The sequence below is a fragment of the Streptomyces californicus genome, from assembly GCF_000717645.1.
GTDB classification, from domain to species: domain Bacteria; phylum Actinomycetota; class Actinomycetes; order Streptomycetales; family Streptomycetaceae; genus Streptomyces; species Streptomyces californicus.
Map to the genome: position 1 here is coordinate 205451 of NZ_JNZZ01000011.1, position 12381 is coordinate 217831.

A 12381-nucleotide genomic window follows, 5' to 3' on the forward strand; every position below is an offset into this window, starting at 1 on the left:
GAACTGCACCGCCTCTGGCGCAACCGTGTTCATGATCATGCGGAATCTTTGATTCCACACACAGAGTCCCCACAGATTCCCTCTACGTTCCCCTGGTGATCCAGCCGACCGGCAGGATCGGAAGGGAGGACACACCCGTGTCCGCATACATCACCGGGCGTGCGCGCTCACGACGCCGAAGAGGGCGCATAGCCCTGGCGTCGATCCTGGTTCTGGCGGTCGAAGCCGCCCTCGTATCCGGTCAGACGGCCACCGCCGCACCGGACGAACCGGCCGCCCCCACCGCGAAGGTGTCCGGCGAACCCCCCTCCGAGCGGGACGTCCTGGAGTCGGACCTGGCCTGGGCGGCGCAGCACGCCAAGGGTTCGACGGCCTGGGCGATCACGGAGGCGCGGAAGACCGGGAAGAAGGTCGTCGCCACCGACGAGACGACTCCCACCACCCACACCGTCGCCAACCCGGACGGCACCCTCACCACCGAACTCACCGCCGGCCCCGAGCGGGTCTGGAAGAACGGGACGTGGCAGAAGGTCGACGTCACCCTCGCCCGGAGCGCCGACGGCACCGTCGCCCCGAAGGCGCATCCCCACGGGCTGCGCCTGGGCGGAAAGAGCGGGACTCCGGCGAAGTCGCTGCGCGCCGCGCAGGACGACAGCGCCCGCGACCTCGTCACCCTCAGCACCGGCGACGACCAGGTGACGCTCCAGTGGAAGGGCGGCCTCCCCGCCCCCGAGCTGGACGGCACCCGCGCCCGCTACCGGGACGCCGTGCCCGGTGCGGACGTCATCGTGGAAGCCACCCGCAGCGGGTTCGAGCAGTTCGTCGAGATCGAAAAAAAGCCGGCCGCCGGCTCCTACTCCTACACCCTCCCGGTGAAGGCTAAGGGGCTGAAGGCCCGGGCCAACAAGGACGGTTCGGTCACCTTCAGCGACGCCGGAACCGGCGTCGAGAAGGCCACCATGCCCGCCCCGGTCATGTGGGACGCGGCCGTCGACCAGGCGTCCGGCGAGCACACGAACCGGGCTCGCGTCGACATGAAGGTCGTCGACAAGGGCCCCGGCGAGATCGACCTCGTCGTCACCCCGGACCCCGGCTTCCTCGCCGACCCGGAGACGACGTACCCGGTCACCGTCGACCCGTCCACCTCGGCGCTGTCGAACACCTTCGACACGTACGTACAGCAGGGCGAGACCGTCGACTGGTCCAGCGACACCGAACTCGACTTCGGCAACCCGGGCACGAAGAACCCCGACGGCACGCCGCGCACCGCGCGCTCCTACATCACGTGGAACACCACGCCGATCCAGGACGCGCTGATCATCGACACCAACCTGGCGTTGTGGAACTTCCACTCGGGTAACACCGACTGCAGCGCGCAGAAGTGGACCGTCTGGGACACCGCGGCCCCCTCCACCTCGTCGCGCTGGGCCTCGCAGCCCGCCTGGAACCAGGAGTACCACTCCTCCACCGAGACCCGGGGCAACACGGACTGCGCCGCCACCCAGCCCGACGGCTGGATCAACGCCGACGTCGACACCCTCGTCCAGTCCTGGGCGTCCAAGAAGGCCACCCGCGGCCACCTGGGTCTGCGCGCCGCGACCGACGACACCAAGAGCTGGAAGCGGGTCAACTCCGCGAACAACGCGGCGAACCAGCCCAAGCTGTCCGTCACCTACAACTACCGTCCCTCGGACGGAACGGACCGGCAGGCCGGCGCCCCGTTCAAGTCCTACGCCGGAGTGTGGGCGGTCAACACCACCACCCCGGTCCTGCGGGACACCTTCACCGACGCGGACGGGGACAAGGTCAACGGCTCCTTCCAGGTCTACGACGCCGCCACCAACACGCCGATCACGACCCCGGTCGGTGAGGGCCTGATCGTGTCCGGCTTCGTGGACTCCGGGAAGCCGGCCTCCGTCACCGTCCCGGCCGGGCAGCTGAAGGACGGCAGGACGTACAAGTTCCGCACCAACGCCTACGACGGCACCCACTACAACCTCAACTGGTCGCCGTGGACCCAGTTCGTCGTCGACACCACCGCGCCGGGCGAACCGCAGTCCATCGTGTCGTCGACCTACCCGGAGAACGCGGGCGGCCCCTCGGGTGTCGCGGGCGGCTTCGACGTCACCACGGGCGCCCCTGACGCCGCCGAAGTGCGGTTCCGTGTCGACCCGTACGAGGACGACGCCCCGGACCGCGGCTGGAGCACGGTCCGCACCACGACCGGTCTTGCCAGGGCGCCCGCTCCCGACGCCTCGTACACGGTGACGCCGGCCGCCGACGGCAACCACTCCGTGGAGACGCAGACCGTCGACCGGGCGGGCAACGTCGGCCCGGTCAAGGACTACGGGTTCACGTCCGGAACGCGCGACTACAACCGCGCCCGGAAGATCGACATCGCGATCCCGCCGCTCGACAAGGACGCGCTCGACCCGAACCAGCCCAACAGCCCGCAGGAGGCCGGGCTGCCCGGCTTCAAGCCGCTGTCCGGCGCCCGCGCCTTCGAGAGCGGCAGCTCCGATGTGACGCTGACACCGAAGAAGGAGCGGTCCCTGGAGGGCACCCGGAAGTCGGCACGCGCGCGGATGGCGCGCGCCGGCTCCTACCCGGACCCGATCATCAAGGACTCCTGGTGCCAGCCGACCCTGTCCGGAGCGGCGCAGAAGTCGCTGATGACCCGCACCGAGGCGTGTCTCTTCTACGACCTGCACTACCGGGCGAAGGCCGAGTTCACCGACGGCACCGTGCCGGTGGAGTACAACGCGCACTTCGAGGTCGCCTACCAGGTCAAGGTCGACTCCCAGGGCGACAGCATCAAGACGTGGATCGAGCTGAACCCGATCTCGAACGACTTCCCCGCCGAGGACCGGGCGGTGCTCTTCGGCGACGGCAACCCCGTCGCCATGATCGACTCCCTGTGCGCCAGTGACGGCTGCGGCAACGCCGACGGCCAGCAGCAGAACTTCGACTTCTACAACGACCTGTCCTGGGACGGGGGCATGGACGGCAACCAGCCCCGGGACGGCCACATGGCGACCGGCACCGCCTCCCACACGTGGAACGGCTCGGTCCACGACGCCTCCGGCAAGCGTGACGTCGACCTGTCGAAGTCGATGCCCGTGGGCTTCGTGTCCAACCCCGAGACCGAGGTCACGCCCCCCATGGGGCTGAACGGCAAGCGCGGCAAGTGGGTGGACGGCGGCCCCGGCTTCTCCCCCACCGTCACCGTCCGCTGCGACAAGGTGTCGGCGAACGGCGCCAACAGCGGCTGCGTGATGCCGCAGTACTACCCGAACTACACGTTCAACACGGCGAAGTACCCCTCCGCCGCCGCCCACGTGTGGCTGATCCAGAACAAGTCCAAGTCCAAGGGCACCGGCAAGTCGCTCGCCGATCCGTTGCAGTACCTGCCGGCCAAGGACCGCAACGAGAAGAACTACGAGCGGGAGAACAACCGCGAGAAGGTGATGTGCCCGAAGTACAGCGGCTCCCGGTCGGACGGCTGGGTACCGCAGAAGCGCTTCGCCAAGCACTCGTGGACGTTCCTGCACCCGGAGCTGGACGGCGCGCCGGAGACGATCTCGTGCGACGAGTTCCCGTTCTCGGCCACCTACCAGTCGCCCGGCGTCCCCGTGGCGAACGGCGGGGTCAACACGGCCGGCAAGAACGGTGGCGCCGAGTGCATCCAGACCGTGGCGGCCAAGGTCGACGACGGCAGCGAGCACCTGCTCGACGACACCCGCTACGACGCCCCGACGTTCAACGAGAAGTGCGGGCGTTCCTCGATGTCCCTGAAGGTCAACTCCGGTTCGATGAAGGCGGAACTCTTCTACGAGGGGTTTCTCAAGAAGTTCCGGATCCTCGACCAGGACCGCTACACCGTGAACCCGGGCAACAGCTGGTTCACCGCGTGCGACCCGTCCAAGGCGACGCTCATCTGCGCGATGAAGAAGCCCTGACCGGCGTATGACACCCAGGTCCCCCGTCCCGCACGCGCGGGGCGGGGGACCTGCTGTTCAGTCGACGCCGGGGTCTGCTGCCCGGTGGGCGGGAGGCTGCCGGTCAGTGGCCGGGCCCGCTGCTCAGTGGACGGGCGTCCAGTGCTCGAACGCCTCGTCCAGGCCCGGGTTCTCCGGGTCGTCCCAGACCAGGCAACCCCACACCAGGCCGGGCACATCGGAACCCATCAGGCCGGCCGGCCCCTCGGTCAGCGTGCGGTGCACGGCTTCGAGGTACGCGGTGGCCGACGGGTACGCGGGCTCCGACACCGGCTCGTCCACCAGGTTCCACCGCCCCACACCGATGTCACCGACGTAGTGGCCCTGCAAGGGCCCCGCCTCGTCCCGGGTCAGCCACGGGACCACGCGGGCGCCGCCCCAGCCGTCGTGCCCTCCCTCCGCCGGGAGCCGCAGGCCCAGCGCTTCGGACGGGACGAAGAGCACGCCACCGGGCAGAAACGCCCCCGAGCCGACCTCGCCCTCCTCGTCCGCCTCGATGATCTGGTGGCGCACACCGCCGCACAGCCGCCACAGTGCGGCGAGTTCGACGGGCAGCCCGTAGCCGAGCCGGTCACGCAAACCAGCGTCCACGGCGGCCAGTTCGTCGTCCGTCGCCGGCGGCAGGAGGGAGGCGTGGGACACGGGAGCGTGCGCGGCGAGCCAGTTGGTCAGGGCATGCCAGACCTCGGTGACCGACTCGGCCGTACCGTTCTGATGATCAGCCATGCGGCAACCCTAGCGAGCCCGTACGCGACCGACGGCCGGACCGCGTGAGACCGGCCCGCGCTGGGCGTACCGGGCTGCCTTGGGCGTACCGGGGCGCGTCGGGCGTACCGGCCTGTGCTGGGCGTACCGGGCCGCGCCCCGCACCGGGCCCGCCTCCTCCGCCTCCGGTTCCGCTTCCGGTTCCGCTTCTGCTTCTGCGTCCGGGCTCAGGCGGCGGGCCCCGGCTCAGGCGGCGGGCTCAGGCGGCGGGCTCAGGCGGCGGGCTCAGGCGGCGGGCTCAGGCGGCGGGCTCCGTGAGCGCCGCGACCCCCGGGCCGTCGAGTTCACCGAGCGCCACCCGGCGGCCGGACACGGCCAGGAGCAGGGGCAGGGCCGGGCCCGCCGCTTCCGGCCCCTCCCCGATCGACAGCCCGGCGTCCGTCGCCGTCAGCCGGACGGCCGCCACCATCTCCTTCGCCCCGCCGAACGACGCCGGCGTACGCGCCTGAAGGCGCAGCGCCCGCACCACCGCCTCCTGCGGGTAGACGCGCTCCAGGCCCACGACCCGCCGGATGTCCTCGCCGTGGACGACCTCCTCGACCAGCCGGGTGTCGAGCGAGGCCGGCGGCGTCGACGTCCGCGACACCACCCGCCGCAGCCGGGCCAGCGTCTCCTCGGGCGAGTCCCCGCGCCACCGCTCCACCCCGCGCCTGTTCTGCAGGTCGAAGTCGAACCGCGCGCGGACGAGCCCGGCCACGAAGCCGGTACGGGTCGTCAGGGCGGTGTCCACCAGGTGGGCGGCCACGTCGTGCACGGTCCACCCCGCACAGAGCGACGGCGTGTCCCACTGCTCCGGCTCCAGCCGCGCGAGGTCCTCGACCAGCGCGGCGCGCTCGGCGTGCACCATCCGCCAGATGTCGCGCTTCGTGTCGCTCTTCACAGCTGCCTCCGCCTCGAACCGCTGACCACCTCTGCCGTATGAGACCCCGGGCCCCGCCGAAACTCATCGCTCCGCCGGGCCCCGGAGTGTCGCGCCGCAGGTCACCGGACCACGGCCGGGACGTGGTCGGAAAAGACGATCTTGTCCCTCTGTGTCATGAATTCGTAACAGCGCGCCGCCGGTACAACTCCCCCGCGTCACGGCCTGTCCGACTAGGTGTGACCCACACCACTGCGGTGGAGCGGGGAGCCGCGCGCCCGACCAGGCGTCGCGCAGTGACCGAAAGAGAAACCGGGGAAACAACATGATCAACATCCGACGTGCATCGGCCATCGGGGCCGCCGTCACCGCCACCGCCTGTGCGGCGATGGCCCTCGCACCGGCCGCCGTCGCGGCCGAGCCGACCGCCCAGCGGGCCGACTCGGCGAAGAAGGCCGCCGCCGCGCAGTACAACGGGGCCTGCGGCAGCGGCTACTCCGTGGTGAACTCCGCCCAGATCGGCACCAAGGGCACGGTCTTCCTCACGTACAGCTCCGCCACCGGCAAGAACTGCGTGGTGACCGTCCGCACCAAGCCCGGCAAGGCCGTGCACATGACGGCCTCGCTCGGCTTCGCCTCGCCCACCACGACGGTCACGGACACGGGGTACTTCACCACGTACGCGGGACCGGTCTACCTCGACGCGCGCGGCCTGTGCGTGACGTGGCGCGGCGAGATCTCCGGCGAGGTCGCGGGCAAGAACGGCACCAACTGCGGCTCCCTCGCCGCGAAGCGGTGACCGGCCGACCCGTCCAGCACTGAACTGAAGCGGCCCGTCGCGTGGTGTGCGCACACCACGCGACGGGCCGCATCCGGTCGCCCACCCCCGACGCACACCGGCCCCACGGGCGAGACCCTCGCCGCCCGGTCGGACCCAACCACCATCCGCGTCCCCGTGGCCTTCGTCACAGCGGAAACATGGAGATCGAGGGCAACTGCACGCTTTGGCGACTTCTGTCCTCCGCGATCGGCCCCGCCCCGCCCCCGGGCCCGGGATATTCCTCGGGTGCCGTCACAGGTTCCCCATACGATCATCACAGGCAGCCCGCGTGATCCGTTCCGCCGTGGCAGCCGTTCCACCCGTAGGCGCGCCCCGGACCGGCGGTCGCACCGTACGGGCCGACGCACCGCCGACCACGACGCACTGCCCGGACGACGCGACACCGGGACGACGTACCGCCCCCGCACGCGCCTCCGGGACAACGCACCGCCGCTCCCTCTCCTTCGGAGCCGACCCAAGGAACCATGTGAAGATTCGCCGCGCTCTCGCCACCGCCGTCGCGCTCGCCGTGACCACCCCTGCCGCGCTCCTCGCCGTCTCGCCCGCGTACGCCGACACCAAGCCGGTGACGCAGACGCAGGAGAAGAAGAGCAAGCCGACCATCAAGGAGCTGGAGACGGCCGTCGCCGAGGCGAAGGAGGCGTACGAGAAGGCCGCCAAGGCGAAGGCCGACGCCCTGGTCGAGCTGAGGAAGACGCTCGACGAGCTCGGCAGCACCCACCCCCTCGCCGTGACCGCGGCCGCCGCCAAGCAGGCCGCCAAGGACGCCGACGCCGCGAAGACCGCCGCCGACCAGGCCGTGACCGACGCGAAGGCCAAGCTTGCGGACCTGCCCGAGGACGCCACGCCCGAGCAGAAGACCGCGGCCGAGACCGCCGTCACCGAGGCCGAGGCGACCGCGGCGAGCGCCGCCACCGCCAAGGCCGCCGCCGACGCCAAGGCGACCGAGGCCGTGACGGCGGTCGACGACGCACGGGTCGCGGCGGTCCGCGCCTACAGCGTGCTCGACAAGGCGGCGGACGACGCGCTCGCCGCGAAGATCGCCGCCGAGGCCGCGCTGGCCCAGGCCGTCAAGGAGGCGGGGGAAGAGGAGGAGGAAGAGGGCGACGTCTGCGAGCCCGAGAACGACCTCACCGCCGAGGTGACCGGCCTGCCGAACAAGCTCGTCGCCGGGACGACCACGGACTTCGCCCTCCGCGTGACCAACGGTTCCGACCGGAACATGGACGAGATCATCGCGTACACCGGGGTCTTCGCGACGGACAAGACCGGCATCAAGGAGACCGGCAAGTTCTTCCGCCTGCAGTGGTCCACGAAGTCCTCCCCGAAGTGGCAGAGCGCCGACGAGGACGACTACATCGACGGCCTGGGGCCGTTGAAGCCGGGCAGCCACACCGATGTGAAGCTGCGCCTCACCCTCGACAAGGCCACCCCGGCGGGGAACGGTGTGGCCTTCATCGCCGCCGACTTCTACAACAAGGACGGCAGCTGCGGCGGCATGACCGACCTGAACATGTACGAGTTCGACGTCAAGGCCGCCGGCAGCAAGCCCGGCAAGACGGAGGACGCCAAGCCCTCCAAGGCCCCGAAGCCCGGCGCGGGCAACACCGGTACCACGCCGCTGGGTTCGTCCTCGGGCACCCCGGCGCAGACCGGCACCGGCGGCAGCCTCGCTGCCACGGGCTCGTCCTCCGCCACCGGCTCGATCGCCCTCGCGGGCGGCGCGGCCGTGCTGCTCGGAGCGGCCGCTGTGTTCGTCGTCCGCCGCCGGAAGGCCGGTTCGGCCGCCTGACGGTGACGTGGTGAACGGTGAGGGGGCGAGCCCGGTCGGGCCCGCCCCCTCACCCGTACCGCCGGTGCGCCTGCCGCCTGCCGCCTGCCGCCTGCCGCCTGCCGCACGGTGCACCCGCCGTTCGCCGTCCGCCGCCACCACACGGCCCGCCCCCTCGCCACTCGCCACCACACGGTCCGCCCGCTTCGACCGGAGGCCATCCCCGTGTTCACCGCCCGGCCGCGTCCCACCGCCCCGATGCTCCTGGCGTCCCTCGCCCTGTCCCTCCCCGCCCTGTCCGGCTGCTCCTCCTCCTGGTTCTGCCAGGACACGACCGCCGAGCGCGGTGAGGCCGGCCGGAAGGTACAGGTCGTGGACACGGACGGGCAGAATCTCGGCGTCACCGTCGAGGTCGTCGGCTGGCGGCTGACACCGCATCCGCAGGTGCCCGCCGACGGCGACAAGGTCCACCTCGACTACCGCTTCGACGGGACCGACGAGCCACGCGGCCCCGTGGTGGACGCCTGCGCCGTCGACCAGGACCGGGTGGCGCTGCGGTGCACGACGGTGGACGCGGCCGGCGCGTGGCCGGAGCCGGACGGTACCCGCACGGGTGACGACTGGCTCGGCGTCGACCACCCCCGCCGGGTCGCCGCCGTGCTCTTCCTCCCCAACGACCAGTCCTACGACCGCCCGTCCTGCGCAACGGACCCCAAGGACGGCGGCGGCAAGCATCCCCCGAAGTCGGCCTCCACCGGCGACCAGTTGTAGGAGCCGGGCCGCACGCGCCGCCCCGGCTGACGGGCACGGGGCCCGGGAGCGTCAGTCCGTCCGCGCGGACCGTGCGACGTCCCGGCGGGTACGGAAGCGGCTGCGGTACTCCGTCGGCGTCGCGTTCAGCCGCCTCCGGAACGCCCGTACCAGCGTGTCCACCGTGCCGAACCCGCAGACCGCCGCGACGCGTTCGAGCGTGGCGTCGGAGGACTCCAGCTCGTGGCGCGCCTTCTCCACCCGTACCGACTCGATGTAGGCGTACGGGGTCATGCCCAGCTCGGTCTTGAAGAGCCGGGTCAGGTGGCGGTCGCTGACATGCGCGTACGCCGCGAGGTCGGCGACCGTGAGCCGGCTGCCGAGGGTGCGCAGGATGTGGTGGCGCAGGTCCTCGATGCGCCGCGTCGCCGAGATCTGCTCCAGCGGAACGCTGAACTGGCTCTGGCCGCTCTGCCGCTTCACGTACATCACGAGCTGCCGGGCGACCCGGAGCGCGATCTCCTCCCCGAGGTCGTCGGCGATGAGGGCGAGGGACAGGTCGAGGCAGGCACTGATCCCGGCCCCGGTCCAGACGTCTCCCTCGCGGATGAAGATCGGATCGGCGTCCACCTCGATCTCCGGGTGCTCGGCGGCGAGTTGGTGCGCCGTCGACCAGTGGGTGGTGGCGCGCTTCCCGTCGAGCAGCCCGGCGGCGGCCAGCAGGTGCGCGCCCACGCAGACGGACGTGACCCGCCGGGTCCGTGAGGCGAGGGCCTTCACCCGCTCCACCAGCCCGGCATCGACCACGGCACGGACCCGCCGCTCACCGTCCGCCTCCACCGAGCCGGGGACGATGAGCGTGTCGATGCTCCGCCCGGCCGCCTGGTCGAAGGTGACGTCGGGAAGGATGCGCACCCCGGCGGCGGTGGTCACCGGCTCCAACGAGGCGGCAGCAAGCACGACTTCGTACGCCGCGGCATCACCCGCCTCACGTCGCGCGAGCGAGAACACCTCCGGCGGACCGGTGACGTCGAGCAGGTCGACGCCCTCGAACACCACGATGACGACGAGCCGCCCGGTGGTGGGCACCATCCGGTCTCCTCTCTCCGCTCTCTCCGCCGGGCTCGCGGCAGCACGGAGGCACCACGGCACGGCACGGCATGTCGGTATCTGCATGTTAGACGTCATTGCCGACATGCACGGCGACTCCTAGCGTTGGCCCCAGCCCGCCGCACCGAGCGGGCGAGCACCTACCGAGACCTCAAGGCGGTACCCCCATGACCAGCACCACGCTGCGCGAACTCATCGGCTCCGACCAGACCCCCGCCACGCTCGCCGACGCGGCCCTGCTCCTGGTCGACTTCCAGAACACCTACACCGAGGGCGTGATGGAGCTGGAGGGCTGGCAGCCGGCCGTGGACAACGCCGCGGCCCTCCTGGAGCGGGCCCGCGCCGCCGGAACGCCGGTCATACACATCGTCGATCGCGGTTACGACCTCACGTCGGAGGCGGGACAGATCATCCCCGCCGTGAAGCCCGCCCCGGGCGAGCCGGTGGTCGAGAAGGAGTTCCCCAACGGCTTCCACGACACGACTCTCGCCGACGAGGTGCGCAAGACCCGCAGGAAGAACGTCATCATCGCCGGATTCATGACCCACATGTGCACCCTGGCCACCGCGCAGGGCGCGTTCGTCAACGACACCCCCGCGACCGTCGTCGCCGACGCCTCGGCCACCCGCTCGCTCCCGCTGAACGGAACCCCGAACGGCGTCACGGCCGAGCAACTCCACGCATCGGCTCTCGCCACCATCCAGGACCTGTACGGAGTGGTCGTCCCCACCCAGGATTCACTGAGCTGATCGCCCTCCCCTCTTCCGGGACTCTTCTGAGACGTGCGGGGACCTGCTTCGGATATCTCTACGGTCCCCGACAAGGCACCCCGTCTGCCATCCGGCTACCCGGAGGATCGGAGGTGGGGGAAACGCCCTCTTCTTCCGGGTGAACCCGACGCCCTCAGCCGCCGGACACGAACCCGTGCGCCGCCAGCAGCCCCGGACGTCCGTCGGCTGGGTCGTGGCCGCACCCACCGCGACGCAGCCGGCGGTCAGCGGCCAGACCTGCTCCCAGACGCCCAGCTCAGACCGGATCGTGCGATACCGCGACCCGGTGGGGCCCCGTGCCCACCGACACGCCGTCACCGGATCGCGCCCGGCCGCGACGCGGTGACGCGGGACATCAACCACCCAAAGAACCGGGGAAAGAACCCAACCCGACCCCACCCTCCCGGCAACCAGCTGAACCTTCCCGGGGCGTCCGCGGGCCTGGTCACCCACACGGGTGAGTTTTCCTAACTCAGCTCGCTTTGGGGCCCGTTGTCCGGCATATGCTCACGCCAGACCACATGCCCCCATACGTCGGCCCCCGGCCGGGACTCGGAATCCCGATCGAGGGCCTGACCACCAAGGAAGTCAGGAGCTTCCCGATGGATACCCAGCAGAATACTGCCCTCACCCGCGCCCTTGCGGAGATTCCGGGGCCTCTCCCCACCCGGGGCGTCGTCCACATCACCCTCCCGCACACCGACCGCTTCACCGTCGTCGGCAACCACCTCGCCCAGCACCCCGAACTCAGCCTCGCCGCCATCGGGCTCGCCGTGCGCATCCAGTCCCTCCCCCGAGGCACGGACATCAGCGTCAAGACCCTCGCCGCCCAATGCCGCGAAGGTGAACGGCTGATCGCCTCCCGCCTGCGCGAACTCGAAGCCTGCGGCTACCTCCAGCGCGCCCGCGAACGCCGGCCCGACGGCCGCATCACCACCCGCACCCTCTACTGCAACCACCCCGCAGCGCTGACCGCCCACCACGCCCAGGCCCGGCCCGGCACACTCCCGCGCCACCGCTCGATCCCGCACCAGCGCTCGGTGCCGCTCGACCGCCCGGTTTCGCACCACCGCCCGGCCCCGGCCCCGCTCGACCGCTCTTTCCCGGCCCCGCACCACCGCTCCGGCCCGGCCCCGCTCGACCGCTCGATCCCGGCGGCCGACCCCGAGCACCACGCCGTCGCCGCCCCGTCGCCCGTGCCTGCACCAGCACCAGCACCAGCACCAGCACCAGCACCAGCACCAGCACCAGCACCAGCAGAACGCTCCGCCCCGGCCCAGGAAGCCGTCCGGCAAGCCGTCCCCCAAGCGGACCGGACCGAGGCCCCCGAGCCCGCGCCCCCGCGCGAAGCCACCCCTGCCCCGGCGCGCGAAGCCGCACCCGAGCCCGCCGTCGTACCGACCCAAGGCCCCGCACCCGAGCCCGCCGCCGTACCGGCCCAAGGCCCCGCACCCATGCCCGTACCGGCCGAGAACCCCGCCCCCGAGTCGGAGCAGACTCCCGCCCCTGCCCAGCCC

Annotated in this window: 9 protein-coding genes; 6 read left to right on the plus strand and 3 right to left on the minus strand. The window is 71.5% G+C overall.

Going from position 1 to position 12381, the window contains the following annotated elements; all coding sequences use genetic code 11:
• Nucleotides 1-137 precede the first annotated feature (137 nt).
• A complete protein-coding gene (locus IF19_RS1000000135425) occupies nucleotides 138-3959 on the plus strand; it encodes a DNRLRE domain-containing protein (protein WP_050493817.1) in 3822 nt (1273 codons plus the stop codon).
• 123 nt (nucleotides 3960-4082) lie between these two features.
• Here IF19_RS1000000135425 and IF19_RS0116750 read toward each other — a convergent pair whose 3' ends face one another.
• The gene (locus IF19_RS0116750) at nucleotides 4083-4724 is read right to left on the minus strand and encodes an SMI1/KNR4 family protein (protein WP_030119053.1); all 642 of its coding nucleotides are present in this window, start codon (nucleotides 4722-4724) and stop codon (nucleotides 4083-4085) included.
• Between the two features lie 277 nt (nucleotides 4725-5001).
• Nucleotides 5002-5643 (minus strand): maleylpyruvate isomerase family mycothiol-dependent enzyme, encoded by a 642-nt coding sequence (locus IF19_RS0116755; RefSeq protein ID WP_030119054.1) that lies wholly within the window; start codon nucleotides 5641-5643, stop codon nucleotides 5002-5004.
• A gap of 304 nt (nucleotides 5644-5947) precedes the next feature.
• On the opposite strand from IF19_RS0116755, the gene IF19_RS0116760 reads away from it, so the two are divergent.
• The 3 genes from IF19_RS0116760 to IF19_RS0116770 all read left to right on the plus strand — a co-directional run bounded on the left by IF19_RS0116760 (nucleotide 5948) and on the right by IF19_RS0116770 (nucleotide 9005).
• Nucleotides 5948-6421, plus strand: a complete 474-nt coding sequence (locus IF19_RS0116760; RefSeq protein WP_030119055.1) for a hypothetical protein — start codon at nucleotides 5948-5950, stop codon at nucleotides 6419-6421.
• Between the two features lie 508 nt (nucleotides 6422-6929).
• Nucleotides 6930-8255, plus strand: coding sequence for an LPXTG cell wall anchor domain-containing protein (locus IF19_RS0116765; protein ID WP_030119056.1), 1326 nt, complete (start codon nucleotides 6930-6932; stop codon nucleotides 8253-8255).
• Nucleotides 8256-8492: 237 nt separating this feature from the next.
• Nucleotides 8493-9005: a hypothetical protein gene (locus tag IF19_RS0116770; RefSeq protein WP_030119057.1), complete on the plus strand. Its 513-nt coding sequence runs from the start codon at nucleotides 8493-8495 to the stop codon at nucleotides 9003-9005.
• Between the two features lie 51 nt (nucleotides 9006-9056).
• Here IF19_RS0116770 and IF19_RS0116775 read toward each other — a convergent pair whose 3' ends face one another.
• Nucleotides 9057-10073, minus strand: a complete 1017-nt coding sequence (locus tag IF19_RS0116775; RefSeq protein WP_030119706.1) for a GlxA family transcriptional regulator — start codon at nucleotides 10071-10073, stop codon at nucleotides 9057-9059.
• Nucleotides 10074-10261: 188 nt separating this feature from the next.
• On the opposite strand from IF19_RS0116775, the gene IF19_RS0116780 reads away from it, so the two are divergent.
• Together IF19_RS0116780 and IF19_RS1000000138275 are read left to right on the plus strand one after the other, a co-directional pair.
• A complete protein-coding gene (locus IF19_RS0116780) occupies nucleotides 10262-10843 on the plus strand; it encodes an isochorismatase family protein (protein ID WP_030119060.1) in 582 nt (193 codons plus the stop codon).
• 623 nt (nucleotides 10844-11466) lie between these two features.
• A partial coding sequence (locus IF19_RS1000000138275) for a hypothetical protein (RefSeq protein WP_248782505.1) occupies nucleotides 11467-12381 on the plus strand: 915 nt, incomplete at its 3' end.

What these genes read in the sequence shown, in the direction of transcription:
- IF19_RS0116750 (WP_030119053.1), bottom strand. Translation starts at nt 4,724, where the DNA reads ATGGCTGATCATCAGAACGGTACGGCCGAGTCGGTCACCGAGGTCTGG.
- IF19_RS0116760 (WP_030119055.1), top strand. Translation starts at nt 5,948, where the DNA reads ATGATCAACATCCGACGTGCATCGGCCATCGGGGCCGCCGTCACCGCC.
- IF19_RS0116770 (WP_030119057.1), top strand. Translation starts at nt 8,493, where the DNA reads ATGCTCCTGGCGTCCCTCGCCCTGTCCCTCCCCGCCCTGTCCGGCTGC.
- IF19_RS0116780 (WP_030119060.1), top strand. Translation starts at nt 10,262, where the DNA reads ATGACCAGCACCACGCTGCGCGAACTCATCGGCTCCGACCAGACCCCC.